Source organism: Pseudarthrobacter sp. 902506025 (assembly GCF_040702325.1).
In the GTDB taxonomy this organism is placed as follows: Bacteria; Actinomycetota; Actinomycetes; order Actinomycetales; family Micrococcaceae; genus Arthrobacter.
Map to the genome: position 1 here is coordinate 15,101 of NZ_JBFBKW010000010.1, position 26,701 is coordinate 41,801.

Consider the following 26,701-nt stretch of genomic DNA (forward strand, 5'->3'; position numbering starts at 1 on the left):
GCCCGCGTCCAGGACGGGACCTTCAGCCCTATAGCGGGCCCGGGAGGATTGGCATCCTTGTAAAGGCACCGTCCGGGTCCTCACATTGCGAGGCCGGAGCGGCTTTCCACCGTGAAACCCCCAGTGACTTTCCGCCGGAGGCACCGTCAAGGATGCCCGCCGGCGTGCAGCCGCACCCAGCTGGCTGGATTTTGAAAGGGCCGACATGTCCGCTGACATCCTCACCTTCCGTCCCGCTCCCCTGTCGCAGGCGGACGCCGCGCGCCGGCGGGCGATGCTCCTCCACCCGTCCAATTTCGTCCCGGCATCTGCTCCGGACCGTGACGCTACGGAGAAGGCCGAAGAGCAGGCCGGCCGGTTCGACGCCCTGTACAAGGAGTTCCTGGACCGGGGACTCTCCGCTAACGGGGCCAGGACCGAGGTGGCCCGGGCGGCCGCACGGGAGATCTGGGACGGTTTCGCCGTCCAGCTGCGGCAGCACCGTGCCGCGGGCCAGCAAATGGATGCCAACGTCCTGGCCGTCGCCCTTGCTTCGATCCAGTGCCTGAACAGCGTCCTGCCGCGCCGTCCTGAAGATCCCCACCACGCTGTCCGCGCCGTCAGCACCGCACGCCGCCGCCTCCAATACAACGGAGGCTTGCTGCACCGGCTGCATCCGCACCGCAACCCCGCCTTCCAGGACGCAGTCGCCACGCTTCAGTCGCTGGAGGTTTTCCTCACCCGACCGCAGCAGCACGCCGCCTGAGCCTGGGCAGGGAGGTACGGAACATTGGCAACCATGGACGAGTACAAGGCCGTACACGCCGGCAACGAACCGCCAGGAGGCCTGGACCACGCCGCCGAGCTGGGGCACGGCGGCTGCAATGTCATTTCCAAGGACAGCGGCGGGGTGGTGGGCCGCTGGGGTTCGTGGGAAACTGCCAGCGTGGCCCTGAACCGGCTCCAGAAGCTCGGGGGGCGGTATGAATACCGGCTGGAGGAGTCCCATGAATGGGTAGCGGGGCCCGAGCACAGCACCATCTGCGCCGTCTGCAGCGTCCCCCGGGATGTTCCGGCTTCGTCCGGGACGGCGCTGGGAATTGACTGGCCCTAAGTGCCCGATAATTTAATGAAGTTCCTCCCGGAGGGGCGGCTGCAGGGGAAAGGGCAGCCGGGGAGGGCATCGAGTTGATGAGAGCGTCTTCATGAATACACCTGCAGCCCCCCCCGACGAGTCTTGGTCCGCCATCCTGCCCCTCCGGGTCTTCATCCTCACTGACCATGAAATGGTCCGGAAAGGCCTTGGCGACCTGCTCGAACACTTTGGCTTCGATGTAGTTGGCGAAAGCGGATCCGCTGCAGAAGCCCGGCGCCTGATCCACGTCCTGCAGCCGGACATCGTGGTGCTGGATGACAGGCTCCCGGACGGCACGGGCATCGAGGTGTGCCGCGACCTGCGCTCCACCGCTCCTGAGGTGCGTTGCCTGATCCTTACCGGCTGGGACGAACAGCACGCCGTACGGGCAGCGGTCCTGGCGGGCGCTTCTGGCTACGTGCTCAAGCGAATCGGAGACAGCGATGCGTTGATCGACTGCATCCGCAGCACCGCCGCCGGCATTTCCCCCATCGGCCCCGGCGTCAGGGAGCGCGTGGCCGAGAGCCTGTACGCCACCGCTTCGGCCCCCTGGCTGAAGGCCATGACGCGGACGGAACGGAATGTACTCGCCCTCATGGCCCGCGGACTGACCAACCCCCAGATCGGGCAGGAGATGGTGCTGCCGGACGCCGCCGTGGCCACCCACGTGTCTTCCGTGCTCCATAAACTGGGCTTCCGGCGGCGGGGCCACCTGATTCCCGCTCCCATCCCCCGAGCGTGGGAGCTGCTGCACTGACCGCCCCCCTGACCGCCACCCCGGAACCATCGTGAGCAGGCACCATTTTGAGCCGGCCACGGTCCAGTAACCCGCTCAGCCGGCAGCGGGCGCCCTCCATGTCACACTCGTGCCCTTGCCCGGGACGCTGTCGATGATGCATTCCCCGCCCAGACGGGTGGCCCGGTTCTTCATGTTGGTCAACCCGCTGATCCGCTGTGGATCGTTGAATCCGCGCCCGGTATCCCGGACTGTGAGGACCACGTCGCCATCCTGGACGGCGAGCAGGATGGCGATGTCCTCTGATCCCGAATGCCTGACGGCGTTGCTGACGCTTTCGTGGAGTACCGGCAGCAACTGTGCGGCGACGTCGTCGTCGACCGCATCGTCCACCGGCCCGGAAAACTGGATCCGGGGGAGGAAACCGGAAGCGTTTGCGGCCTCCTGGACAGCGCGCAACACGCGTCCGCTCAGTAGTTCCTTATCGGGCTCCCGGGCCTGCAGGGAGTAGATGGTGTCCCGGAGCTGATGGATGCAGTCGTCCAGTTCTGCTGTGATCCCGGCAATGCGCCGCTCGTGGGCAGGCGGATCCGCGGTGTAGCGCCGCAGGCCCTGGATGCTTAGTCCGGCAGCGAAGAGCCGCTGGATCACCAGGTCGTGCAGGTCCGCCGCAATCCGTTCCCGGTCAATGAACAGGGCGTGCTCTTCCCGCAGCTGGTTCGCCTTGAGCAGGTCCAGCGTCAGGCCTATCCGGGACGCAAATACGGCGCTTTGCTCAACGTCCACTTCCGTATACCGTGCTCCGCCAACAGCCCTGGCCAGGACCAGGACGCTGTCGCGGTGGCCGTCGCTGTTGCTGCCCAGGGCAGCCACCAGGACCGGCCCCAGCTTCTCGGCCGACGTCGGATCGAACACCAGGAGCGGGTCGGCCAGGACCTTGGACTCCCCCGTTTCCAGGACTTCGGACAGGACGGCGGCAGCAGGCATTTCCTGGCCGCCGGGCATCGACTGGGCACCCACCGAGGTCCGGCACCTGATGATTCCGTCCGGCCCCACTGAGGCGATCAGGGCCAGGACGGAAGCCGAGGCGTTTAGGGCGCGTTCAGCGATCATGTCCAGGTTCTCCGTGTCGGAGCGTGGCTGGTCCTTGAGGCGGTCACTGACTTCCATGCCCGCTTCCAGCCAGCGCTGGCGACGCCTGGTGTCATCAAACAACTTCGCGTTCTGGATGGCCACCCCGGCGGCCGCCGCCAGGGCGACAGCGAGGTCCTCGTCCTCACCGGTGAAATCCTGGTCGCCGATCTTCTCCGTCAGGTACAGGTTCCCGAAGACCTCGTTCCGGACCCGGACCGGGACGCCCAGGAAGGTGCTCATGGGCGGATGGTTGGAAGGAAACCCCACCGCTATTGGATGCTCGCCCAAATCGTGGAGCCGCAACGGCTTGGGTTCCCGGATCAGCTCGCCAAGCACGCCATGGCCGGTGGGCAGGTCGCCGATGACCCGGGCACCCTCTTCATCGATGCCCACGGTGATGAAGTGGCTGAGCTGCTGGTCGTCGCCGATGACGCCCAGGGCCCCGTACCGTGCCCCCACCAGTTCGCACGCCGACTGCACCAGCCGGTCCAGTACTGCTTCCAGGCTCAGGTCCTCTGTCATGGAGACCACTGCGCCGAGCAGCCCCTCGACATGTTCCTGTGCCCGGACAAGATCATCCGCCCGCTCTACAAACTCCCGCAGGAGTTCCCGGGTCCGCCGCCTAATTGGTTCACGCCACATGTAAAAACGCTCCGAAATAGAACGCATCCACGGCGGGCTGCATCACCCCGGATCCGTTTTTGGAAAGCCCCCAGCGTCTCTTTTCACCATGCTAACAACCCTCGGCACCGCGCGCCCTAAAGGTTACGGACAGTCGTCCCCCGCTGTGCCCTTCGGCCCTTCAACAGGTTTCTGCGCGACGCAGGGACCGGGACAGGGGGCACCTTGACGGGGATGCTGAACCGGAAGGCCCGCCGGGAGATGTGGTGCGTATCCTTCCGGCGCCGGACGGGCGGCGGCAGGGCGGGCAGCTGCTGGGCGTCGCGCGCGAAGAACCATTGTTTGGCAGCCTCCACCAGCACCAGATACACCACCACCATGCCCAGCAGGGCCAGGAAGAACGGCACCGGCAAGGGGTCGAAGCCCAGAACTGCGGCCGCAGGTGACAGCGGCAGGAAGATGCCGAGGGCCACAACTCCCAGCGAGGCGGCGATGAGGCCCGCTGAGGGCCGGCTCCGCAGAAAGGGGACCCGCCGGGTGCGGATGGCGAAGATGATCAGCGTCTGGGTTGCGATGGATTCGATGAACCAGCCGGCCCGGAACTCCCCCGGCGCTGCAGCGAACACGAACAGCATCAGCCCGAACGTCGCGAAGTCGAACAGCGAACTGATCGGCCCGAACAGCAGCATGAACCGCCGGATGAACGCGATGTCCCAGTGCGACGGCGCCCGCAGCTGTTCCTTGTCCACCCGGTCCCCCGGAATGGCCAACTGCCCGGAGTCGTACAGCAGGTTGTTCAGCAGGATCTGGCCCGGCAGCATGGGCAGGAAACTCAGCACCACGGAGGCCACCGCCGCGCTGAACATGTTGCCGAAATTGCTGGACGTGCCCATCAGCACGTACTTGATGGTGTTGGCGAAGATCCGCCGGCCCTCCATCACGCCGTCCGCCAGCACGCCCAGGTCCTTGTCCAGCAGCACGACGTCGGCCGCGTCTTTGGCGACGTCCGTTGCGGTGTCCACGGAAATGCCGATGTCCGCCTTGTGAAGTGCCAGGGCGTCGTTGACGCCGTCGCCCATGAAGCCCACGGAGCCGCCGCTGAGGCGCAGCAGGCCGATGATGCGCGCCTTTTGTTCGGGCGAAACGCGCGCGAAGATCGTGGCCGTCCGCACGGCGGCGGCGAGGTCGGTCTCGGACATCGCCTCAACCTGGGAGCCGGTGAGCGTGCCGCCGGAAATCACGTCCAGGTCCGCGCAGACCTTCTCCGCCACTTTGGCGTTGTCCCCGGTGGCGATCTTCACCGAGATCCCCAGTGCCTCCAGGCGGTCCAGGGACTGCCGGGCGTTGGCTTTGGGCCGGTCCAGGAAGACGAGGAAACCGGCCAGGGTGAGGTTCCGCTCGTCCGCCGGCGCCAGCCTGTCCAACCCCGCGGCCGGGCGGGTGGCCACGGCAACCACCCGGGAGCCGGCGTCGAACTGTTGGTCCAGCAGTGCCTGCACGGCGGCCGGGGTGGGTCCGCAGAGGGCCAGGATGTCCTCCGGGGCGCCCTTGGTGACCAGCTTCGCAGGGCCGGCGTGCTCCCGGACCAGCACGGTGGTGCGGCGGCGCTGGTGGTCAAAGCCGATCAGGTCCACCCGCTCGAAGCGCCCCGGATCGAAACCGGACGCCCCGGGGCTGTCCCAGAGGGCGGCGTCCAGCGGGTTCTGCCCGGCCGGGGAATTCTTGGCCTCCGCGTAATCGGTCTCGGTGGCCAGCAGGCCCAAGGTGAGCAGGCCGTCGTCGGACGTCTCCGGGGAGGCTGGCAGCGCACCGGTGAAGCTGATCCTGCCCTCCGTCAGGGTGCCGGTCTTGTCCGTGACCAGGATGTCCATGTCCCCCAGGTCCTCGATGCATACCAGGCGTTTGACCAGCACCTTGCGCTTGGCCAGCTGCCGGGTGCCGGTGGCCAAGGATGTGCTGACCACGGCCGGGAGCAACTGAGGGGTGATGCCGACGGCAATTGCCAGCGAGAACAGCAGGGATTCAATGAGCGGACGTTGCAGCAGCAGGTTGGCCACGAAGATCAGCGAGGTGAGCACCATGGCTACCTGCAGCAGCAGGAAGGAGAACCGCTTGAGTCCCAGCTGGAACTCGGTCTGCGGCTGCCTCTCGCCCAGCCCGAGTGCGATGCGCCCGAATTCGGCCCGGCCGCCGGTGGCCACCACCACCCCGGTGCAGCCGCCGGACTGGACCACCGTCCCCATGAACACGCAGGAGGCGAGGTCGCCCAATGCTGAACCGGCGGAAACGGGAGCAACTTCCTTGGCCGCAGGCTGGGACTCCCCGGTGAGGATGCTTTCATCGCAGAGAAGATTGTTGGTGGTCAGGAGCCGGATGTCCGCCGGGATGATGGCACCCAGGGAGAGATGGACGACGTCGCCCGGCACCAGGGCGGTCACGTCCACTTCACCGGTGGTTCCGTCGCGGAGCACCACGGCCCTGTGCGTTACGCGGTCGTGCAGGGCTTCGGATGCCCGCTCCGCACGGTACTCGTTGGTGAAGCCGAGGCCTACGCTGGCCAGCAGGATCACACCGATGACGATGGAGTTGGTGGCGTCGCCAAGGAAGAGGGACAACCCGGCGGTGACGATCAGGAGAATGAGGATGGGGCTGGCAAACTGCCGCCCCAGTACAGCCCAGGCGTTGGCGCGGTGCGTTCGGACCGCGTTGGGGCCCAGCTGCTGGAGGCGGGCGGCCGCCTCTTCCCCGGTGAGGCCGCCCGGTCCGGAACCCAGGCGCGCCAGCGTCTGCTCCGCCGTCAGGCTCGCGGCGTCGGTGATGGCCAGCTGGAGGGAGCTGCGCTCCTGGACGTTCACGTCTGTCATGCCGGATCCGTTCGGAACGCGTGGGCTTCGTGGTTTTAACCTAAGGCAAGGGTACGACGGCGGGGCCGGTTCAATCAGGCGCCCCGGGGCTGATGGCGGTTCCCAGGATGTGGGCCATGGGCGGGTTGAACCGCGCAACGGCAAAATCGAAGCGTTGGTTGTCCTGGACTGTGAATCCCGCCGCGGTGACGGCGGCAAGGGTGTCCCGGTTGAGATGGCAGCCGCCCATGAACCGTCCCCAGACCGGGGTCAGCACGTCTTCGGCCCTGGCCAGGACCGCATGGGCGGACCGGACGTGCTCGTAGTAGGCCAGGGTTCCGCCGGGCTTGAGCACGCGGCGGATCTCCGCGAGGGCGGTGGCCTGGTCCCAGACGCTGCAGAGGACCAAACTTGCCACCACGGCGTCCACGCTTCCGGAAGGGGCGGGAATGTGCTCCGCGGCGCCGGCCACAACGGTGACCGGCACACTGGCCGATGCTGCTGCTTTCTCCGCCACGCTTCTGAGATAGTCATCGGGCTCCAGGGCGAGGACATGGGTGACGGCAGGCGGGTACAGCGGAAAAGACGATCCCGCCCCTGCGCCGATTTCGACCACAGATCCCTGCAGCCCGGCCACGATGCGGCGGCGGTGCTCTGCGGCCCCGCGGCGGTCCATGCCGGCGACGGCGCGTGCGAAGGCCCGGGCGAAAAGCGGGTGTTGCAGGCGGTCCATGCGGTTGCCTCCTCGGGGATGCTCTCTGCAAGCCACCCTTCACAACTACTTAAGGCTCAGCACTTCGTCTATTGGCCGGCCGTTGACGAACACCTGCGCGCTCGTGGCCCCGGAGGCGGCCATGGCCGTGTACTCAAGCTGCGCCTTGGCCCGCGGGATGTCGCAGACGCCGCCCAGCATGAACTGCCCGGAGAGCCAGATGGTGATGGTGCTGCCGTTCAGCTCGCCGCCAAGGTAGGTCAGGTTCGACTGGTACAGGACGTTGACCAGGCCGGACAGGCCCACGTCCCGGCTCTTATTGGCCAGCAGGGTCCCCACGCTGGGGCCCACCTGGTCCGTGAAGCGGACGGGTGCCGTGGTGGTGGCCACCAGGCTGTCACCACACCCGATCCTGGGCCCCGAGACGCCGTTGTCGCCTACCGCCACGTAGTAGATGGTTAACGGGCCGGTTTGTTCAGGCAGACCCGTTGGGGTGGGTTCCTGCGTGGGCGGCGGGCTTGCCGGGGCGGACGACGGCGGCGCGGCACCTGGGGTGGTGGGCGCGGCTGAGGTGCTGCCCGGCGTCGTCGGGGTCGCCGTCATGGTCGGGGTCGCCGTCATGGTGGGGGTCGCCGTCGTGCTGGGGCCGGCGCTGCTCGCCGTGGGGCCGGGGGCCGCGGAACTGGTGGTGGGGCCCGGCGCCGGCGGCCCGAAGCAGGCGGTGAGGACCATCAGGCCGCTGAGCCCGAGAACGCTGAGTGCCGAAAGCCTGGGCCTGGTCATGATGCCCCCTTGAATGCGGGTTCCGGGCTGTGGAACCCACCCTCAAGGTACGCCTGGGGGTTACTCCACAACAGGGACTAAAGTCCGAGCCCGGCCTTTGGCGTCTTGGGCAGGTCTCCCCATCACAGGTTCCCGCCCACGTGTGGAAGCATGCAGTAGGGCCTGCTTGGGCCTGGAGGTGACTTGGGGGAAAGATGGCGTGCAGGGCAACACCACGGCAGTACCGGCTGGCACTTGTGGTGGTTCTGGGGTCGCTGGTTTCGGCGGCGTGTGCCGGTCCCAAACATCCTGTGCCCGAAAAGAGCAGTGAACCGCCGGTCACAGAATCACCAGCCCCTGTGGCGCAAAGTTTCGCCAGATACGACGGACTGCGTGCGGAGCTGATCGCCGCCCTGGAACAACAGCTCCCCGGCATCAGCTGGACCGTGCATCTGCCGGCCAGCGTGAACAAGCTGGCCGACGGCAGGTGCTTCTTCGCAACCAGGACGATGGTCAGCAGCGCCGACGTAGTGGAGCCCTCACACCGGTTCGCGGATATTTTCTCCGCCGGCGACCCCGTCCTGGCAAAATACGGCTTTCCTGCGTTTGGAGGGACAGACCCAACACCGGGCGGCTGGACGGTGGCGCGCAGCGCGAATGCGGCCGGAGCAATCGTCAGTATCGAGTCGAAAAGCCCGGCCTACCTGTACATCGGGGCGCCGGTGGATTCAGCCACCTGCGATCCGGCGGAGCTTCCCGACCCCTGACGCGGAAGCACGGGGGCCGGCCGGCTGCGGCAGCAGGAAGGCTGCGGGCGGGACGACGCCCCACCCGCAGCCTCGCCGGCTTTACGGATGCACCAGCACCTTTACGGCCGTGTCCTTGTGGTTGATGAGGGTATCGAAGCCCTGCTCCACCAGGTCCTCCAGCGCGATCCTGCCCGTGATGAACGGCTTGAGGTCCACCTTCCCCTCCTGCACCATCCTGATCACGGCGGGGTGGTCGCGGACGTAGGCGATGGTGCCGCGCAGGTCGATTTCCTTGAGCACGATCTTCTGCATGTCCACGGTGGCCGGCGCGCCCCAGATGGACACGTTGACCACCACGGCCCCGGGCCGGACGGCGTCGAGCATGGTGTCCAGCACTGCGTTCACCCCCGCGCATTCGAAGGCGACGTCCGCCCCGGCGCCCTCGGTGAGCTCGCGAACCCGCGCCGGGACGTCCTCCTTGCTTGGGTCAAGGACGTGGTCCGCCACCCCGCTGGAAGTGGCCTTCTCCTTGCGGGCCTGGGTGAGCTCACTGATGATCGTGGTCACGCCCATGCCTTTGAGGACCGCCGCGGTGAGCAGGCCGATCGGCCCGGACCCGCCCACCAGCGCGGTGTCGCCGGCCTTGACGCCGCTGCGCGCCACCGCGTGGTGCGCCACGGACAGCGGCTCGATCAGCGCCGCCTCATCCAGCGGGATGTTGCCGATGGGATGCACCCAGCGCTGGTCCACCACGATCTTCTCGCTCAGCCCTCCCCCGCCGCCGGACAGCCCGATGAACCCCATCTGCCTGCACAGGTGGTAGCTGCCCGCCAGGCACATGTCGCAGGTCCCATCCACGAAGTAGGGTTCGACGACGACGTTGTCACCCACTTCCAGCCCCTCCACGCCTTCGCCGACTTCAGCCACAGCCCCGGAGAATTCGTGCCCCAGGGTCACCGGGGATTCCTCGTGGGACAGCGGGTGTGGATGCCCGGGCGCGGGACAGAAGATTGGCCCCTCCAGGAACTCGTGCAGGTCGGTGCCGCAGATGCCGCACCACGCGACGTCGATCTTCACCGCCCCCGCGCGGAGTTCCGGCTCCGGGATGTCCTCGATCCTGATGTCCTTGCGGGCGTGGAAACGTGCTGCCTTCATGATTCCTCCATGCTGTAAACGCGGCTAGCGGGTGTGGTGGCTGGGCTGCAGTTCGTAGACCGGTGTGTCGAGTCCTTCCATCCGGGCCTTCAGCTGCAGCGCCAGGTAGGCGGAGTAGTGCCGGCTCTGGTGCAGGTTGCCGCCATGGATCCAGAGGTTGGGCACGTTGGTGGGCTTCCACATATTGCGCAGCTCCCCCTCCCACGGACCAGGGTCTTTAGGCGTGTCTGAGCCATATCCCCAGCATTTGCCCACCCGGTCCGCGATTTCGGGCGAGACCAGGTCCGCCAGCCACCCGTTCATGGACCCGTACCCGGTGGCATAGACAATCAGGTCCGCTTCCAGCTCGGTGCCGTCGTCCATCACCACCGCATTGCCGGTGATCTTGGTGACCTGCCCGTTCTTCAGCTTCACCCGGCCGTCGATGATCAGCTGGGAGGCGCCGACGTCGATGTAGTAGCCGGAGCCGCGCCGCAGGTACTTCACGAACAGGCCGGAGCCGTCCACACCAAAGTCCAGGTCGAACCCGGCGGCCTCCAGCTGGGAGTAGAACCCGGCATCCCGGGATGCCATCTCCTGGTACACCGGCACCTGGGCCCCGGGCAGGACGCGCATGGGCAGGGAGGCGAACAGCAAATCGGCCTTTTCCGTGGTCACGCCGGCCGCGAGCGCCCGCTCCGAGTACAGGTCACCCAGCGCCAGGTCCATCAGGGACTCGCTGCGGGCAATGTGGGTGGAGGACCGCTGCACCATGGTGACGTCGGCGCCGTGCTCCCAGAGGTCCGCGCAGATATCGTGCGCCGAGTTGTTGGAGCCGATCACCACGGCTTTCTTGCCCGTCCAGTCCCCGCCGCCCGGGTGCTGGGAGGAGTGGCGCTGCTCGCCCAGGAAGGACCCGGCGCCGTCGAAGACCGGGATGTTCGGGTAGCCGGAGACGCCCAGGGCGAAGATGAGCTGCTTCGGCCGGAGCGTCACCGGTTCGCCGTTGCGAAGGACGTTGACCGCCCATTCCTGCGTGCCGTCGTCGTACGCTGCCCCCACGCACTCGGTGCCGGACCAGTAGTTCAACTCCATGATGCGGGTGTAGTGCTCCAGCCAGTCACCGATCTTGTCCTTGGCGGCGAAGACGGGCCAGTCGTCCGGGAACTTCAGGTAGGGCAGGTGGTCGTACCAGACGGGGTCGTGCAGGTGCAGGGACTTGTAGCGGTTGCGCCAGGAGTCGCCGGGGTTCTGGTTCTTCTCGACGATGATGGTGGGCACGCCCAGCCGCTTGAGCCGGGCGGCGAGGCCAATCCCGCCCTGGCCGCCGCCGATGATGACGCAGTAGGGCTGCTCCTCGTAGCCGAGCCGCGCTTCCTGCTCCTCTTTGAGCTCTTTCCAGGACCGGCGGCCGCGGACGATCTCGTGGGCCACGCCCTGCTCGCGCCGCGGACCCTTCTTTTCCTCGAAGCCCTTGAGCTCCTGCATGGTGGTCAGCAGCGTCCAGCATTTGCCGTCCCGGAGCCGGAGGTGGCCGTAGCCGCGGGCCGCGCCGGTCTCGAACGTGATCCAGGCTTCCGTGTTCTCCGTGTCCCCGGTGGCATCCTCGGCAAGCGCCCAGTTGGCCGGCTGCACGCGATCCAGGGTGGCCTCCAGCATGCGGCGGATGTCCGCCTTTCCTTCCAGCGTCTTGAGGTTCCAGGTGAACGCCACGAAGTCCCGCCAGTAGCAGTCGTCCTCGAAGAGCTCCAGCGCGGCGTCCACGTCGCGCCGCTGCAGCGCCTCATCCAGACCGGCAAGCCAGGCCTGGGCGGCAGCCGTGGGTGTTTGGGTCATCTCCACTCCTTTGTGCTGTTTCATGGGCTCCGCCTGCCCGATATGCTGGGGCGGGCGTGAGCTGCATCACCAGTTGAACGCGGCGGGGGTAACAGCGGCGTTACACGGATCCGGCAAGGGAGCCGGCTGCGAGGAGGAAACGGTGGACTACGGCCAGAGGTTTTCGGACCCGGCGCGGTACGCACGGACGCTGCGGCGCGCGCACGAGCTGGTCATCGCCGGTGTCCCGCGGCCCGAGATCCCCACGCCGCTGGCGGAGTCGTGGCGGCGCTCCATGGCCCTGGGCATCAGCCCGGACCAGCACAGCCCGCGGCACCTGCACGAGGTGTCCGAGGTCCTGGAACTGCGGCGGGAACACCGGCTGCAGCAGGTGATGCCGGCGCTCCACGACCTCCTGGCCGATGATTCCCGGTCCGGCCGCCACCTGCTGGTCCTCACCGATGCCAGCGGCGAGATCCTGTGGCGGGTGGGCAGCCCGGCCGTGCTCCGGCGGGCCGACACGCTGGAGTTCTCCGAAGGCGCGGACTGGTCCGAGGCGGGCATCGGCACCAACGCCATCAGCGAGGCCCTGGTCACCGGTGGCGCCGTGCAGCTGTTCTCCGCCGAGCACCTGGTGCGCACGCACCACGAGTGGGCCTGCACGGCGGCGCCCATTACGGACCCGGCCACGGGGCGGGTGCTGGGCGTGCTGGATGTCTCGGGACCGCTGGACACCATCAGCGCGGACACGCTGCGGATGGTGCGGTGCGCCGTCCGGGTGGCGGAGGCCTTGCTGGGAACGTCCGACGGCGGCACCTCCCCGGGTGCCTCCTCTTCCGTGGGTGCGTCTGCCGTGGGTGCGTCTTCCGGGCGTGCGTCGCGGCGGCCTGCGCCTACTGCAGCCCGGTCCGTGGCGGTGGAGTCGCTGGAACTGCTCGGCGACAAGCCCGCGGCGGTGTTCGCTGACGGGAGCCGCAGGCCGCTGACCCTGCGCCGGGCGGAAATCCTGGCGCTGCTGGATTCGCGGTCGCAGGGCTGGTCCGCGGAGGAGTTGGCCTACGAGCTTCATGGGGATGCCGGAACCCCGCAAGCCATCCGGACCGAGATGTTCCGGGTGCGGTCCATGCTGGGCGGTGCCGTGGAGTCCAACCCCTACCGCCTGGCCCCTGGCCTTGCGGGACATTCCGATTCCGGGAGGGTCCTGCGGTTGCTGCGCGACGGGCATGTGGCGGACGCGCTGGAAGCGTACCGGGCACCCCTGCTGCGCCGGTCGGTTGCCCTTGCCGTGCAGCTGCTGCGGGACCAGCTGGACCTGGCCGTGGGATCGGCCGTGCGGGCCGGCGGGGACGCTTCGCTGCTGGTTCAGTGGCTTTCCACGGACATGGGAGCTGTTGACCCGCTCGCGGTCGAGGCACTGGGCCGGTTGGTGGGCCGCGGCGATCCGCGGTACCTGGCCTTCCGGGCGTCCTGCCCCGCTGGTTGAGCGCGCCAAGGTGGGGCCGCCGCTTCCGTAACCGGGGAGTTGTAAAATGGCCGGGGCCACACCGTCCGGCGCTATGCCTGCGCTGGAGAACCGACCCCGGGCTCAGCCGGGGCTCCTGGACAGGACGGGCAGTGCGGACCAGGGAATGGTTTCCGTTTCCGCCGAAAGCTGGGGAGCACAAGGGATGTTTGGGGCTACCGAATTTACTGCCGGCGGTTGTACCCGCTGCCGGTGGGCAACACCTGCCTCCTTTGCAGTGCCCGGAACGGCCTGCGGAACCGCTCGAGGTTTATTCACCGCAGGATGGATCGGTCACTAGGAGGCCACCCATGTCATTTTCCAAGCGATTCAGGGGCTCCGCCGGCGCGGTGCTGGCAGCCACGGCTGCCGTCATGCTGGCGGCTTCCCCGGCCACGGCATTCACCCCTGCGGCGACCGTCGCTCCCCTGCCCTCCCCCGCAGTCAGCGGTGGCACGCAGGCGGCCGGCCCCTTGGCCGGTGACGAGGGCCGCTACCTGGTCAGTTTCACCAAGGGCTCGGACGTGGCAACGGAGGCGCAGTCCCTTCGGTCCCAGGGGGTCCGCGTCGGCAGGACGTTCTCCGCAGCGGTCCGGGGAGCGGCCATCACCGCCACCAAAGCGCAGGCGGCTGCCCTGGCACATTCACCCCGGATCTCCCTGATTGAGCCGGATTCGCCCGTTTCGGTTTCCGACACCCAGCAGTCACCGCCCTGGGGCCTGGACAGGATCGACCAGCGGGCGCTCCCGCTCTCGAACACCTTCACGCCCACTGCCAGTGGCGCGGGCGTCAGCGCCTACGTCATCGACACCGGAGTCCTGGCGGAAAACACGGACTTTGGCGGCCGGGTGGCCGCAGGCTGGACGGCCATCGCCGACGGCAAGGGCAGCAGCGACTGCAACGGCCACGGCACGCATGTCGCCGGCATCATCGCCGGAAAGACCTTCGGGGTGGCCAAATCAGCCAGCGTGGTTCCGGTACGGGTACTCGGCTGCGACGGGTCCGGGTATGACTCGGACGTCATCGCGGGGCTCGACTGGATCGCGTCCCAGCATGCCGCCGGCACGCCCGCGGTGGCCAACCTCAGCATTGGCGGCCCCACCAGCACCACGCTGGATGACGCCATCAGGGGAATCATCAATGACGGCGTCACAGCCGTGGTGGCTGCCGGAAACGCCGCGGTGGACGCTTGCACCACCTCCCCGGCACGGGTGGCCGAGGCCCTGACCGTCGCCGCCACCGATTCCTCGGACCGGCAGGCAGGCTTCTCGAACTACGGGAGCTGCGTTGACCTGTACGCGCCGGGCGTGGGCATCCAGTCCGACTGGGACACCTCCACCACCTCGGTAGCGACCTTGAGCGGCACGTCCATGGCGTCTCCGCACGTTGCCGGTGCTGCGGCGCTTTCCCTGTCGCGGAACCCGCAGCAGACGCCGGCTGCGGTGGCAGCGGAACTTACGTCCGCCGCCACCCAGGGCACTGTCACCAACGTGTCAACAGGCACCCCCAACCGCCTGCTCTTTACCGGCCCGGCCGCGGCTCCGGTGGCGAGGGACTTCACCAGTGACGGCAAGGCAGACCTCCTGGCACAGGACGGCAACGGGAGCCTGTGGACTTACCCGGGCCAGGGCAACGGCCTCTTCGGCTGGCGCATCAAGGTGGGCGACGGCTGGAACGTCATGACGGCGGTCAGCGCAGCAGGCGACCTCACGGGAGACGGGCAGCCTGACCTCATTGCCCGCGACACCAACGGGACTCTCTGGACCTACCCGGGGCTCGGCAACGGCCTGTTCGGGTGGCGGATCAAGGTCGGCGACGGCTGGAACGTCATGACCGCCATCAGCGCAGCAGGCGACCTCACCGGAGATGGCAAACCGGACCTGGTTGCCCGAGACACCAACGGGACCCTCTGGACCTACCCCGGCCTCGGCAACGGCCTCTTCGGATGGAGGATCAAGGTCGGCGACGGCTGGAACGTCATGACCGCCATCAGCGCAGCAGGCGACCTCACCGGGGACGGCAAACCCGACCTCGTCGCCCGCGACACCGACGGCACCCTCTGGACCTACCCCGGCCTCGGCAACGGCCTCTTCGGATGGCGCATCAACGTAGGCCCCGGCTGGAACGTCATGACCGCCATCAGCGCGGCAGGCGACCTCACCGGGGACGGCAAACCCGACCTCGTCGCCCGCGACACCGACGGCACCCTCTGGACCTACCCCGGCCAGGGCAACGGCCTCTTCGGCTGGCGCATCAACGTGGGCCCGGGCTGGAACGTGATGACCGCCATCAGCTAGGGGCCGGCCCCATCCGTCACCAGACGGAGTCCCCGCGAAGGACAGCGTCGCTGCCGCCGTCAACGTAGACAATCTGACCGCACAGGTGCGTGTTCTCGGCGCTGTTGAGCCAGGCCAGCAGGCGGGCCACCACGATGGCGTCCGCGATGCCGTTCAGCGGCATCGGGACCTGTGTCAGCAGCGCCTCACGCTCCTCTTCGGTATCGATCAGCTCGGCGGTCATGGGGGTGGCGATGACACCGGGCGCCACGGCGTTCAGCGGGATCCCGGCCCCCGCCCAAGCTGCAGTGGAAGCCTGCCGGCGGACCCACCGCGACAGTGCCAGCTTCGTGGAGCAGTAAATGAGGCCGCCGGTGGTGGCTGGTTCCTTGGCCAGGACCCCGGCCCGGGCCAAGGAACCGGGCTCGTCCCCGGCGGTGAGCAGCGCCACCAGCTCATCGTCCGTTGCAAAGAGGGCCGCCATGGAGGAGACCACCACGGCGCGGGGTGCCTCCGACCCAGCCAGCAGCGGCCGGAGCCCTTCAAGGGTGGCAACCGCTCCAAAGAAGTTGACGGCCACGGTGGCGGGAACCGGCGTATCAAGGCCTGCATTCGCATAGATGGCATCGATCCTGCCGCCGCCGACTTTTCGTACCGCGTCCACCAGGCCGGCGCGGCCCTCCGCGGTGGAGAGGTCAGCCACCACCTCCGCATCATGGAGGTCCACTCCGATCACGCGTTCGCCCCGCTGCTCGAGCAGTTCCTTGGTTGCCTTGCCGATGCCGGACGCGGCACCGGTGATAACGGACGTGCGGGGCATGGTGGTGCCTTCTTTCCCTGGCCGGACGGGTCGGCCCCAACTCTGCCCGGCAGGCCCTGCGGAATCCAGAGTCCAAAGGCCCGTCCACCGCGGGCGCAAGGCACGATTAACAAGCCTTGTCACGCCGTTAACCGCACATTCATATCCTCCTCAAAACCTGTACAACGGCTGGAAATAGCGTGGGAGCCATGGACAACATCTCCCGCAGAACCCTCATCTCCGCCGGCCTTGGAGCCGGCCTGGTCGCCGCCCTGCCGAATGCCGCCGTCGCCGTTTCCACCGCTGACGACGCCGGCCTCCGCACCGATCCCTTCATGCTCGGCATTGCCTCCGGCGAGCCGTGGCCGGATGGCTTCGTGCTCTGGACGCGCCTGGCGCTGAACCCCGTGGCGGAGGACGGGCTGGGCGGCATGCCGTCGCGGCCTGTGGCGGTGCTGTAGGAGGTGGCCGAGGACCAGGGCATGCGGAACGTGGTGGCCCGCGGCGTGGAACAGGCCCGTCCTGAGGCCGCGCACTCGGTGCACGTGGAACTGCGGGGCCTGAAGGCAGGCCGCGAGTACTTTTACCGGTTCCGCGCCGGCCGGCACGTGAGTCCCGTGGGCCGGACCCTGACCAGCCCCGCGCTGCACGAGACACCCGCCTCCTTGGCGATGGCGTTCGCCAGCTGCGCCCAGTACGAGCACGGCTACTTCACCGCCTACCGCCGCCTCGCGGAAGACCACCCTGACCTGGTGCTGCACCTTGGCGACTACCTCTACGAGTACAAGAAGGGCAGCTACGTGATCGGCGGCGGCAACCCGCGGGACCACGAGGGCCCCGAGACCGTCACGCTGGAGACCTACCGGCAGCGGCACGCCCAGTACAAGGCCGACGCCGACCTGCAGGCCGCGCACGCCATCGCACCCTGGGCAGTGGTCTGGGATGACCACGAGGTGGACAACAACTGGGCGGACGACGTGCCCGAAAACAACGACGCCGGCCAGCTCAACGACAGCACCGAGCACTTCCGGCAGCGCCGCGCCGCCGCGTTCCAGGCCTACTACGAAAACATGCCGCTCCGCCCGTCGTCGCTCCCGTCCGGCCCGGACATGAAGATCTACCGGAGGATCCAGTGGGGCCAGCTGGCCAACTTCCACATGATGGACACCCGGCAGTACCGCGACGACCAGCTGGCCGGCGACGGCTGGAAGAAGAACGTGGCGGAGCGGCTGGCGGAGGACCGGACCATCACCGGCGCCGAGCAGGAGAAGTGGCTGCTGGACGGATTCAGGAATTCCACGCAGCGGTGGGACATCCTGGGCCAGCAGGTCTTCTTCGCCGAGCGGGACCGCAACAAGGCACCGGAGATCGACGACGTGTCCATGGACGGCTGGGACGGGTACGCAGCCTCCCGCCGCCGCATCACCCAGGGCTGGGTGGACGCAAACGTCCGGAACGCCGTCGTGCTCACTGGCGATGTGCACCGCAACTGGGCCAACGACGTCAAGGTGGACTACAAGGATCCTGCCTCCCCGGTGGTGGGCTCGGAGCTCGTCTGCACCTCCATCACGTCCACCGGCGACGGCACCGGCTCCACCACGGACGCCACCATGGCCTGGAACCCGCACCTGAAGTTCTACAACGACAACCGCGGCTACGTGAACACGCGCATCACCAGGGACGCCATGACCGCGGACTTCAGGGTGCTGGACCATGTCACGACGCCGGGCGCCCCAGTTTCCACGAAGGCCTCCTTCGAGATCCGCGACGGCGTCCCGGGGCTGCAGCCGCGCGCCTGACCTTCCGCGGGGACGCGTTTGCGTGACTTATGGGCCTCTTGCTGGTGCAGCACCCTTCATTTGCGGGGTTTCCTGCTCCTCTCGAAGCCAAGAGTGACGCAAACGCGTCGATGATGAGCCGGCGGTGTCGCCCAACAGTCACCTGGTGGCAGAGTCCGGCAGGTGAATAACCCGTAGCCCCAGGCAACAAAAACAGGTACCGAGTGTCCTTGTAGGGGTACCTAATGGAGCCTACTCTTAGTCCCCTAGGGGTACCTTCGTGTTCCCCCAGGGGGTCCGCGCCGGGCTGGGCCGGCGAATACGACCTCAGCGGAAAAGAGAATCTGCCTAAAGCATCAGCGCCCAGGAGCCGGCCATGAAGATCGCAGTTTCCCCCAGGTGGTTACGGCACGCGGTGGTCCTGGCACTGGTCGCCGGAATGGCCCTCGTCGCGTCTCCCCCGGCATCCGCCGACTCCGTCTACGGCACCCCCAGCATCACCTATTCAGGCGTCGCCAATCCGCCGACGTCGGACAAGCCGCAGAGCAAGCTCTGGTGGAATGACGGCTCCTGGTGGGCGGACATGTGGACCAGCGGCAGCGCGTGGAGCATCTATCGGCTGGACCGCCCCACCGCCGCCTGGGTGAACACGGGCGTGGTCAATGACACCCGCGGCAGCACCCTGGCGGACACCATGTGGGACGGCAGCCACCTCTATATCGCCTCGCACGTGGTCACGGTCTCCACCGACGCCAACCCGGTGCCCTCTGCCGCCGGACAGCCCGCCTACCTTTACCGGTACAGCTACGCCGGCGGGAAGTACACGCTGGACGCCGGGTTCCCCACGGTCATCACCAACAACAGCAGCGAATCGATGACCATCGATGAGGACAGCACCGGCGCCATCTGGGCCACGTGGACGCAGGTGGCCGGCAACAGCACCAGCGGATTCACCAACACGGTCTACGTCAACAACTCGGCGCCCGGTGGTTCCAGCTGGGCTGCGCCGTTCGTCCTCCCGGTCTCCAACCCGCACCCGGCACCGGACGACATCTCCGCCGTGGTGTCCTACAACAAGAACAAGATCGGCGTGATGTGGAGCGACCAGCTCACCGGCTCGGTATGGTGGGCCTCGCGCACGGACGGGACCTCCCCCACCGCGTCGTCGTCCTGGAACTTCCAGCCGGCCATCCGCGGCCAGGGGCAGGCCGATGACCACCTGAACATCAAGTCCCTGCAGTCGGATACCAGCGGCCGGGTCTTCGCCGCGGTGAAAACCAGCCTGAACGACATCTCCAGTGATCCCACCCTTCCGCAGCTTTTGCTGCTCGTCTTCAAACCGGGCACGGGATCCTTCACACAATCGACCATTTCCACCACCGGTGACTGCGTCAGCAGGCCGCAGATTGTCCTGGACACCCAGAACAACCTGGTCCATGCGTTCCAGACCGCCCCGCCCACCTCGGTCAGCGGCTGCGCGTACTCGGGGGTTGCCGGCAGCATCTACGAGAAGACGGCGTCCATGGACAACCCGGTCTTCGGCACCGGCCGCGGGACTCCCGTCATCCAGAGCGCCTCGTCGTCCAGCATGAACAATGTGACCACCACCAAGCGGGGGGTGGACAGCTCCACGGGCATCGTGGTCATGGCCAGCGACGACGTGGCCAAACGCTACTGGTACTCGGACCGTCCGCTGGGGCCGGCCGTAACAGCGCCGGTGGCGTCCTTCTCGGCCTCTCCCGCCTCCGGGAACGCGCCGCTGAACGTCGCCTTCACCGACACGTCCACCGGCACGCCCACGTCCTGGGCCTGGGAGTTCGGCGACGGCGGCACGTCCACGGCGCAGAATCCCACCCACAGCTACGCGGCAGCCGGTACCTACGCCGTGAAGCTCACCGCCACCAACAGCGCCGGTTCCAGCTCGGCGAGCACCACCGTCACCGTCAGTGCAGCCACAGCGTCCGCCGGCATCACCGCCGTCGGCTCAGTGACCACCTACGCCGGAACAGCTGCCTCCGCCGTCTCCATCAGCGCTCCCGCCGGTACTGCGCCCGGCGACGTCCTGGTCGCCGCCATCACGGCGGACCTGAACCCGGCCATGGCATCCGTCCCGGCGGGCTGGACTCCGCTGGTCAACGGCCTCGGCATCAACAGCTCGTCCACCTCCGGTGCCAAGGTCTTCGTCTACTACCACGTGGTGGGCGCCTCGGATCCTGCCAGCTACTCGTGGACCCTCGGCACCGCCGTGAAGTGGGGCGGCGGCATCACCGGCTACCGGGGCGTGAACAACACCGCGCCGCTTGACAGCCCGGTCGCGACGGCCGTGGACGCCACGTACACCGCCACCAGCATCACCGCCCCAAGCGTCACAACCGCCACCAACGGTGCCATGCTGATCGGCGGCGTGGGCTGCGACTGCGCATCCCCGATAGTGTCGTCGGCACCCAGCGGCTGGACCCAGCGCTGGCAGGCCGCCGGTGGCCAGATCGCCGAGCTCGCGGACAAGGTCCAGGGCACGGCAGGTTCAGTCGGGACGGCCACCTGGACCCTGGGCGGGGCGCGTGCGGTTGCCGCCTGGCAGGCCGCCCTGAAGCCCGCGGGCTAGTCTCCGGCCGCGGGCTGCTTCACCGGGCTACTTCACGGCGGCGGCCGCGTTGACCCTGCCGTATGCCCAGTAGGTGCCGGTACCGGGAACATCGTCGGCAGTGGATTCCACGTCTGCCCGGATGGACGCGTTCGTCGCGCCAGGGTGTGCGCTCCAGGCGAGGGCGGCGGCAGCGGCCACGATGGCTGAGGACATCGAACTGCCATTGCCCACGTCATAGCCCTGCGAACGGTTGTTCTGTGTTGCCAGGACGAACGGGTGGTTGGGGAACGTGGAGTAGACGTTCACGCCGGGCGCGGCGATGTCCACCCAGCTGGCGCCGTAAGTGGAGAACGAGGCTTTGGCGTCGTTGTTGTCGGTGGCTCCGACGGCGATGACGTTGGGGTAGGCGCCCGGATAGATCTTGGTCTGGTTGCCGCCGTTGCCCGCCGCAGCCACCAGGACCACCCCCTTGTTCCAGGCGTTGTTGACGGCGGCTTCCAGGGTGCGCGAGGCCCGCACTCCCAGGCTCATGTTGATCACCCTGGCACCGTTGCTGACCGCCCAGTCGATGCCGCTTGCCAGACTGGAGCTGGACCCCACGCCACTGTCGTTGAGGACCTTGCCGGCCAGGATGGTGCAGCCCGGGCAGACGCCGGCCACCCCGATGGTGTTGTTACCGGTGGCGGCGACGTTGCCGGCCACATGGGTGCCGTGGCCGTAGTAGTCCTCCGCGACGGGGTCGCCGGCCCTGGTGGCTGAGCTGCTGAAGTTGGCGCGGGCCACCACCTTGGGGGCAATGTCCGGGTTGTCGCTGGCGACGCCGGAATCCAGGACGGCGACTTTGGTGCCGTTGCCGGAAGTGGTGTTCCACGCCTCGACGGCGTCCACATCAGCGTCCTTGGTGCCGGCAGGAACCGTGATGTCGCCGGCGGTGTTGGTGAACGACTGGCCGTCATTCTGCAGGGCGTACTGGCGGGGGAAATATTGGTCAGAGGTGGCGGCACCCACCGGCTGGTCCGGTTCGGCGTATTCGACGGCGGGATCCCCGCTTAGTGCGTCGATGAGCTGCGTTTCGCCGCCCGCGGCAACGCTGACCAGCTGGGCGCCCGTGCCGCCGATGCTGGACCCACCAGCGAGTCCGTGCCGCTGGAGGACGTTGGCGGCAGCACCGGCGTCGCGGAACTTGACGATGATGTGCCCCGGCGCGGCAGGCGCACCCTGCGCGGCGGTGGCGGGAAGGGCCAGCGGGACAGGACCAAGCACCATGGCTGCTGCCATGAGACCGGCGGCGAATAGTTTTCTCATGCCGGCTATCTTTGCCCGGGCCGGGCGGTCCGGCTAGGGGTAAAAGCCCCAAAGATGGTCTCCGCCGCGCTTCCCGGGCAGGATCACCAGGCGTGGTCACGGCGCGGAGCGGGTGCCCGAATCCTCCCCTGACCCCGTGGTTGCCACGAAGTTCCAGTCGAATGAACCGTCGGCATGAAGCGTCAGCCGCAGGAACCCGTGGGTGTCGCTGAACCGCTTTGCGATGTACGGCGGACTGCTGGTGAAAGGACGCAGGTCTATGCCTCCCGTCGAAACCTGGAACGCGGTCATCCCCTCATCGACGCACTGGTCTGCCTTGTTGACGGGGCAGGACCGCTCGTAATTGTGCTGCGAACCGGACAGGGTCAGCCGGACGCGGTGCTTCCACATCACATCAATCCACGGCTTCTGGGCGGCAGTCCGCCGGTGCTCGCTCGTCTCCGACGTGAAGTACGGCTCGTGGTACACGACTGCCAGGTGCTGGCCCGCCGCCTCCGCAGCAGCAAGATCCTTGTCCAGCCAGCCGGTCGCGGCCTTGGCCTCCGCGGTGTCGTACCGCCACAGCGCGGAGGGCAGGAACGCGAAGTGCCATTTCCCGAAATCCCTGGAGTACGGCTGGCCGTTCGCGATGAACCCGCGTTCCTCGTTGATGGCCGCCTTGTCCGGGGACCCCGGGCATTGGCCGTTCATGAAGTTGTCCAGGTCTTCGTTGCGGCCGGGTTCCCAGTCGTGGTTCGGGCCGGACACCCAGTACATCCTGGGCAGGGTGCCGCCCCACAGCGGTTTCCAGAAGTTCACGTAGTCCTCGCAGCGTCCGGTGCTGTACTGGAAGTCCCCGAGCCCCAGGAACGCGTCAATATCGTTGGTCCTGACCAGCTTGGTGATCGCCGCACCGTTCCGGCCGGATGGGCTGTCCGGGTCAGTGTTCGCAGGGGGGTTCATATCGCCCACAGCGGCGATATGGATATCCGGCGCCGGTGACGCGCTGCCCGGTGGAGACGGTGTGCCGGTGCAGCCCGTGGCACAGAGCGCCAGCAGGGCGGCGCCCGTTGCTGCTGCACGCCGAAAGCGCCTGGATCGAGGGAGCGCTGGCTGCATCCCGTTGCCTCCTTCGGGAATCAGGACCGGACGGCGGGAGGACGACGGCGGGACCGCACCCCCGCCTGCCACGCTCAACAACCCGCGGCGCCCACTGCTTTGCAGGCGTTCACCCGGCCGTGCGCCCAGTAGGAACCCGTGCCGGTGATGGGATCAGCTGAGGATTCCACCTTGGCGCGGACGGATGCGTTTGACGTGCCCGATGGGGTGCTCCACACAAGCGCGGCAGTGGCGGCGACGATGGGTGAGGCCATTGACGTGCCGCTGAGGATGTCGTAGCCGGGCGAAAGCTTGTTCTGCGTACCAAGGACGGACGTGTAGGTCGGGAGGGTCGAGTAGACCCGGACCCCCGGGGCAGCGACGTCCACCCACTTGCCGTACGTGGAGAAGGACGCCTTGGCGTCATTGTTATCGGTTGCTGCTACCGCTATGACGTTCAGATAGGCGCCCGGGTAGACCTGGGCCTGGGTACCGGCGTTGCGGGCCGCGGCTACGATCACCACTCCCTGGTTCCAGGCGTTGTTCACGGCAGCTTCGAGGGTCCGTGACGACACCCGCTGGCCCAGGCTCATGTTGATGACCTTGGCACCCTTGCCGACAGCCCAGTCGATGCCCTTGGCAATGCCCGAGGAAGAGCCGGACCCGCTGCTGTTGAGGACCTTGGCGTCCAGGATGGAACAGCCCGGGCACACACCTGCCACGCCCAGGGAGTTGTCCGCCGTGGCCGCCACGATGCCGGCCACGTGGGTGCCGTGGCCGTACTGGTCGTAATCCTCCGGGGCGAGGATCTGGGTGTCGCTGAAGTTTGCCCGGTCCACCACTTTGGATGAGATGTCCTCGTGGTTGACGGCAACCCCCGAATCGATGATGGCCACCCGGACGCCGGTTCCCATAGTGACGTTCCACGCCTCGACGGCGTCCACATCGGCGTCCGTGGTGCCCGCGGCGACGGTTACCGTTCCGTCGGTGTTCGTGAAGGATTGGCCCGTGTTCTGCAGGGCGTACTGCCGGTCGAAGTACGGGTCTGCCGTGGCGGCAGTAACCAGTTCGTCCGGTTCGGCGTACTCAACAGCGGAGCTGCGGCCCAGCGCCGCCACGAGCTGCAGTTCCCTGCCCGCCGGCACTGTGATGAGGTGGGCGCCGGTGCTGCCTATCGCCGGCCCGTCGGTGAGCCCGTGCTGGCCCAGGACCCCGGCAGCGGCGCTGTTGTCCCGGAATTTGACCAGGATTTGTCCCGGTACGGGCGAGGACGGCGGGGCGGCGTTCCCCGGGGCAGCCGCCGTGACTGCGCCGAGGACCAGGACCATCGCAGCCAGGCCTGCGGTAAGCATCTTTTTCATGGCTTATCTTGCGCCCCACAGGCCACACCTGAACAGGCCTTGCCACAAGCAACTCTGGCAAGAGGAGTTTCGCCCGGCATGTTCGCTGATCGAACATTTGTACGTTTAATGAACTTCGCGGTAGCCTCCCATGAGAAAGCATGCCGTGGATCACTCCCCCTGGTGACCGGGCTCGCATCGCGGCGTGCCGCTCCCGCTTCCCTGATCAAAGAGGATTACATGACTACGTCTCCTTCCACCCGCGCGTCACGCTGGCCGGTCTGGCTTTGCTGGCTGGCCATGGTCCTGGACGGCTTCGACCTGGTGGTGCTCGGCACCGTCATTCCCACACTCATCAAAACCGGCGAGCTTGGCTTCGACGCGGTCGGCGCCACGCTGGCCGCCACCATCTCCCTCGTCGGCGTCGGGCTCGGCGCACTGTTCATTGCCCCGCTGTCGGACCGGTTCGGGCACCGCAAGCTGCTGGTTGCCTGTGTCCTGTGGTTCTCCATCTTCACCATCGCGGTGATTTGGGCGCCCAACGTGGCAGTGTTCAGCACGTTCCGGCTGCTGGCCGGCCTGGGGCTTGGCGCCTGCCTCCCGGTTGCCCTGGCCTACATGAACGATTACGCCCCCGCCGGCTCCGCGGGCAAGTCGACCACCCGGACCATGACCGGCTACCACGCGGGCGCAGTGGCCACGGCCTTCCTGGCGCTGATGGTCATCCCGGACTGGCGCACCATGTTCGTGGTGGGCGGCATTGCGGGCCTGGCCTTGGTGCCCCTCCTCTGGTTCAAGCTCCCCGAGACCCTGCCGGCAGAACGGGAGGCCAAGAAGCAGGAGCAGGGCAGTGTCCGCGACCTGGCGAAGAAGCCGTACCCACTGGTGGCCTTGGCCATCGCTGCGGCCTCGTTCATGGGGCTCCTGCTGGTGTACGGCCTGAACACCTGGCTGCCGCAGCTCATGGCGTCCGCCGGCTATCCCGTCAGCGCAGGCATCTCGCTGCTCCTGGTGCTGAACCTAGGCGCCGTGGCCGGCCTGATCATCGCCGGCATCCTGGCGGACAAGCACGGAACCAAGCGGATCGTGCTGCTCTGGTTTGGCCTGTCCGCGGTCTGCCTTGCCCTCCTCAGCGTCAAGGTTGACAACGCCATCCTGCTCAACGCCCTGGTCTTCGTCACGGGAGTGTTCGTCTTCAGCTCCCAGGTGCTCGTGTACGCCTGGGTCAGCCAGCTGTTCCCGGCGCGACTGCGCGCCACTGCCCTCGGCTTCGCCGCGGGTGTGGGCCGCGTAGGTGCCATCGCCGGACCGGCCGTGACCGGCGGACTGGTGGCCGCGGGCATCGCGTACCCGTGGGGCTTCTACGCTTTCGCCGCCGCCGGCGCCTTGGCCGTCGTGGCGCTCGTGACCGTACCCCAGGTCATTTCCACGCGGAACCCGGCGCCGGAACACGCCGGCTAAGCAAACGCGGCCGGGGCTTTAGACACCACGACGGCGGGAGGCCGGCTTTCAGAGCCGGCCTCCCGCCGTCGTACGTCTTTACGCCTAAATGCAGGCGGGCTGGTAGGCGGGATCCGCCGGGCCGGACGCCTGGGCCAGGGCATTGGCCACCAGCTGGTGCACCACGGGATCATTGGGCGCCTGGTCGTGTTCGATGACGTCGGCCGGGCACTTGTCCTGGATAGTGATGTTGGTGACCTGCCGGGCGCTGCCGCTCAGGAACTGGCTGTTGTACGGGATGACCACTTCATCATGGGTGGTGGAAATGACCGTGTAGGCAGGGCCCGCGACGGTATCGCCGATCGAGTTCAGCTCCTGCATGAACGGCGAACCGGCCTGCTGGTCTGCGCACGCGGCGCATCCGGCGGCGGTGTAGTCGGGCGTGGGCACCAGATCCGGCGGCGGAAGGATCACGCCTTCGGTGCCGTGATTGGACGGTGCGATGCCGACAAGCTGGTGGACGTACTTGGCGCCACCCAGGAAGCCCATGTAATAGCGGGGCATCATGCCGCCCTGGCTGTGGCCCACCAGGTCCACCTGCTTGGCGCCGGTAGCGGAGCGGACAGCGTCCACGAACGGGGCAAGTTCATTCGCCGAATCCTTGACCGGGGCCGTGGCGTAAACGCCGTTGGTGGCACCGTAGTTGAGGGCGAAGACGCAGTAGCCCCGGCTCTTGAGGTCCGGCGAGAGCGTGGACCAGTTCTTCTCCATGCTCTCGAACGTTCCGGGAACCAACACCACCGGGTAAGGATGCTCGGCTGAAGGTTTGCAGGACCAGTCGTTGGCCCCGGGCGGGGAGATGTCGACGGCCTGGGCGGGGGCGGCCATCAGGGATGAGTTCAGGACGGCTGCGGCGGCAACGGACAGGGCTCGGCTAAGCAAGGACATGGAAACCTCTTTGTTCATCTGTCTATGGGG

The 26,701-nt window shown here is 67.6% G+C and carries 20 protein-coding genes and 1 pseudogene; 10 read left to right on the forward strand and 11 right to left on the reverse strand.

Annotated features, from left to right (window positions below; translation table 11 throughout):
• Positions 1 to 205 precede the first annotated feature (205 nt).
• The 3 genes from AB0280_RS16715 to AB0280_RS16725 all read left to right on the forward strand — a co-directional run bounded on the left by AB0280_RS16715 (position 206) and on the right by AB0280_RS16725 (position 1,871).
• Complete coding sequence (locus tag AB0280_RS16715) at positions 206 to 745, forward strand: hypothetical protein (RefSeq protein WP_275180477.1); 540 nt, start codon at positions 206 to 208, stop codon at positions 743 to 745.
• Between the two features lie 33 nt (positions 746 to 778).
• The gene (locus AB0280_RS16720) at positions 779 to 1,093 is read left to right on the forward strand and encodes a hypothetical protein (RefSeq protein ID WP_307488624.1); all 315 of its coding nucleotides are present in this window, start codon (positions 779 to 781) and stop codon (positions 1,091 to 1,093) included.
• 91 nt (positions 1,094 to 1,184) lie between these two features.
• Positions 1,185 to 1,871, forward strand: coding sequence for a response regulator transcription factor (locus tag AB0280_RS16725; RefSeq protein ID WP_366367906.1), 687 nt, complete (start codon positions 1,185 to 1,187; stop codon positions 1,869 to 1,871).
• A 75-nt stretch (positions 1,872 to 1,946) separates the two neighbouring features.
• Here AB0280_RS16725 and AB0280_RS16730 read toward each other — a convergent pair whose 3' ends face one another.
• The 4 genes from AB0280_RS16730 to AB0280_RS16745 all read right to left on the reverse strand — a co-directional run bounded on the left by AB0280_RS16730 (position 1,947) and on the right by AB0280_RS16745 (position 7,607).
• Positions 1,947 to 3,626, reverse strand: coding sequence for a GAF domain-containing sensor histidine kinase (locus AB0280_RS16730; RefSeq protein WP_307488625.1), 1,680 nt, complete (start codon positions 3,624 to 3,626; stop codon positions 1,947 to 1,949).
• 116 nt (positions 3,627 to 3,742) lie between these two features.
• Entirely contained in the window at positions 3,743 to 6,469 is a 2,727-nt protein-coding gene (gene mgtA / locus AB0280_RS16735) for a magnesium-translocating P-type ATPase (protein ID WP_366367908.1), read from the reverse strand.
• Positions 6,470 to 6,539: 70 nt separating this feature from the next.
• Positions 6,540 to 7,181: a class I SAM-dependent methyltransferase gene (locus AB0280_RS16740; RefSeq protein WP_366367909.1), complete on the reverse strand. Its 642-nt coding sequence runs from the start codon at positions 7,179 to 7,181 to the stop codon at positions 6,540 to 6,542.
• Between the two features lie 45 nt (positions 7,182 to 7,226).
• Entirely contained in the window at positions 7,227 to 7,607 is a 381-nt protein-coding gene (locus AB0280_RS16745) for a hypothetical protein (protein WP_366367911.1), read from the reverse strand.
• Between the two features lie 46 nt (positions 7,608 to 7,653).
• On the opposite strand from AB0280_RS16745, the gene AB0280_RS16750 reads away from it, so the two are divergent.
• Both AB0280_RS16750 and AB0280_RS16755 read left to right on the forward strand, forming a co-directional pair.
• Positions 7,654 to 7,956 carry a hypothetical protein gene (locus AB0280_RS16750; RefSeq protein WP_366367912.1) on the forward strand — a complete coding sequence of 101 codons (303 nt, stop codon included), beginning with the start codon at positions 7,654 to 7,656 and terminating at the stop codon, positions 7,954 to 7,956.
• 325 nt (positions 7,957 to 8,281) lie between these two features.
• Positions 8,282 to 8,689 carry a hypothetical protein gene (locus AB0280_RS16755; RefSeq protein ID WP_366367914.1) on the forward strand — a complete coding sequence of 136 codons (408 nt, stop codon included), beginning with the start codon at positions 8,282 to 8,284 and terminating at the stop codon, positions 8,687 to 8,689.
• Between the two features lie 81 nt (positions 8,690 to 8,770).
• Here AB0280_RS16755 and AB0280_RS16760 read toward each other — a convergent pair whose 3' ends face one another.
• Together AB0280_RS16760 and AB0280_RS16765 are read right to left on the reverse strand one after the other, a co-directional pair.
• Entirely contained in the window at positions 8,771 to 9,826 is a 1,056-nt protein-coding gene (locus AB0280_RS16760) for a 2,3-butanediol dehydrogenase (protein WP_366367916.1), read from the reverse strand.
• A gap of 24 nt (positions 9,827 to 9,850) precedes the next feature.
• Positions 9,851 to 11,641 carry an NAD(P)/FAD-dependent oxidoreductase gene (locus AB0280_RS16765; protein WP_366367918.1) on the reverse strand — a complete coding sequence of 597 codons (1,791 nt, stop codon included), beginning with the start codon at positions 11,639 to 11,641 and terminating at the stop codon, positions 9,851 to 9,853.
• Positions 11,642 to 11,783: 142 nt separating this feature from the next.
• Between AB0280_RS16765 and AB0280_RS16770 the strand changes: the two genes are divergently transcribed.
• Positions 11,784 to 13,103 carry a GAF domain-containing protein gene (locus AB0280_RS16770; protein WP_366367919.1) on the forward strand — a complete coding sequence of 440 codons (1,320 nt, stop codon included), beginning with the start codon at positions 11,784 to 11,786 and terminating at the stop codon, positions 13,101 to 13,103.
• Positions 13,104 to 13,432: 329 nt separating this feature from the next.
• On the forward strand, positions 13,433 to 15,418 hold the full coding sequence (locus AB0280_RS16775) for a S8 family serine peptidase (RefSeq protein WP_366367921.1): 1,986 nt from the start codon (positions 13,433 to 13,435) through the stop codon (positions 15,416 to 15,418).
• A gap of 16 nt (positions 15,419 to 15,434) precedes the next feature.
• Here the strand turns inward: AB0280_RS16775 and AB0280_RS16780 are convergent, their stop codons facing one another.
• The gene (locus AB0280_RS16780) at positions 15,435 to 16,217 is read right to left on the reverse strand and encodes an SDR family oxidoreductase (RefSeq protein ID WP_366367922.1); all 783 of its coding nucleotides are present in this window, start codon (positions 16,215 to 16,217) and stop codon (positions 15,435 to 15,437) included.
• Positions 16,218 to 16,405: 188 nt separating this feature from the next.
• Here AB0280_RS16780 and AB0280_RS16785 point away from each other — a divergent pair.
• Both AB0280_RS16785 and AB0280_RS16790 read left to right on the forward strand, forming a co-directional pair.
• A pseudogene (locus AB0280_RS16785) lies at positions 16,406 to 17,995 on the forward strand (alkaline phosphatase D family protein).
• Between the two features lie 355 nt (positions 17,996 to 18,350).
• On the forward strand, positions 18,351 to 20,579 hold the full coding sequence (locus tag AB0280_RS16790; protein ID WP_366367923.1) for a PKD domain-containing protein: 2,229 nt from the start codon (positions 18,351 to 18,353) through the stop codon (positions 20,577 to 20,579).
• 27 nt (positions 20,580 to 20,606) lie between these two features.
• Here AB0280_RS16790 and AB0280_RS16795 read toward each other — a convergent pair whose 3' ends face one another.
• From AB0280_RS16795 to AB0280_RS16805, 3 genes are all read right to left on the reverse strand, one after another.
• Positions 20,607 to 21,866: a S8 family serine peptidase gene (locus AB0280_RS16795; protein WP_366367925.1), complete on the reverse strand. Its 1,260-nt coding sequence runs from the start codon at positions 21,864 to 21,866 to the stop codon at positions 20,607 to 20,609.
• 96 nt (positions 21,867 to 21,962) lie between these two features.
• Complete coding sequence (locus AB0280_RS16800; protein ID WP_307488637.1) at positions 21,963 to 22,808, reverse strand: hypothetical protein; 846 nt, start codon at positions 22,806 to 22,808, stop codon at positions 21,963 to 21,965.
• A gap of 230 nt (positions 22,809 to 23,038) precedes the next feature.
• Positions 23,039 to 24,304, reverse strand: a complete 1,266-nt coding sequence (locus AB0280_RS16805; protein ID WP_366367927.1) for a S8 family serine peptidase — start codon at positions 24,302 to 24,304, stop codon at positions 23,039 to 23,041.
• 219 nt (positions 24,305 to 24,523) lie between these two features.
• Here AB0280_RS16805 and AB0280_RS16810 point away from each other — a divergent pair, with 219 nt between their 5' ends.
• Positions 24,524 to 25,744 carry an MFS transporter gene (locus AB0280_RS16810; protein ID WP_366367929.1) on the forward strand — a complete coding sequence of 407 codons (1,221 nt, stop codon included), beginning with the start codon at positions 24,524 to 24,526 and terminating at the stop codon, positions 25,742 to 25,744.
• Positions 25,745 to 25,828: 84 nt separating this feature from the next.
• Here the strand turns inward: AB0280_RS16810 and AB0280_RS16815 are convergent, their stop codons facing one another.
• Positions 25,829 to 26,671 carry an esterase/lipase family protein gene (locus AB0280_RS16815; protein ID WP_366367931.1) on the reverse strand — a complete coding sequence of 281 codons (843 nt, stop codon included), beginning with the start codon at positions 26,669 to 26,671 and terminating at the stop codon, positions 25,829 to 25,831.
• Positions 26,672 to 26,701 lie beyond the last annotated feature (30 nt).